This is a genomic window from Vibrio sp. 1078-1, assembly GCF_033340475.1.
The window spans coordinates 1-873 of record NZ_JAWOWM010000163.1 but is presented as its reverse complement, the minus strand read 5'-3'; the positions used below and the strand labels follow the sequence as shown (position 1 = coordinate 873).

General features: G+C 42.5%; 1 protein-coding gene. It reads left to right on the top strand.

The window, feature by feature from the left end:
- Positions 1–541, top strand: a 541-nt coding sequence (locus R7190_RS26325) for a GDP-mannose 4,6-dehydratase (RefSeq protein ID WP_318137735.1), incomplete at its 5' end; no start/stop codon positions are given.
- Positions 542–873 lie beyond the last annotated feature (332 nt).

Below are 873 nucleotides of genomic sequence, written 5' to 3'. Positions count from 1 at the left end.
AACTGACTTCCAAAAAGCGAATCCAGACTGGAGCATCACACTTCTTCGTTACTTCAACCCTGTTGGTTCGCACCCAACTGGTGAGTTAGGTGAAGACCCGCAAGGTATTCCGAACAACCTAATGCCATTTATTTCTCAAGTAGCGGTTGGTCGTCGCGAGTTTCTATCTGTCTTCGGTAGTGATTACCCAACCAAAGATGGTACTGGTGTTCGTGATTACATTCACGTAATGGATCTATCAGATGGCCACGTTGCTGCGCTAGAAAAAGTCGGCAGTAAAGCGGGTTTGCACATCTACAACCTTGGTACCGGTAATGGTTACAGCGTTCTTGAAATGGTAAAAGCATTTGAAAGCGCGTGCGGTAAAAATGTGCCATACCAACTGGTTGAACGTCGACCTGGTGACATTGCAGAATGTTGGGCAGATCCTTCAAAAGCAATGAATGAACTAGGCTGGAAAGCATCACGTACTCTTGAAGAGATGACAGGGGACACATGGCGCTGGCAATCAAATAACCCACAAGGTTACCCAGATGCTTAACCTTTTAACACCATAATAACAAAAAGGCGCATTCCAGCGCCTTTTTTGATCTAAATCGGAAAAAATCGTAAATTACTGGTTAAAAGGTAGCAACCAAATAGATAAGTGCTAAACTACCCATGACTCTTAATTTGGGTCGTAAATTTTCTTGTAGCTATTGGGGTAGTTCATGGAGCTTGGTCTGATCATCGCATTCATCGTTGCAGCAGCAGTGATGGTGAAGAAAGAGATGGCAAAACAGTAAACTTTCATTTTTCATACTTTTCTTTACATTTTTGAAATGAAAGCCAATTAAAAAAGCCAGCATTAAGCTGGCTTTTGTGTTTTCGGAG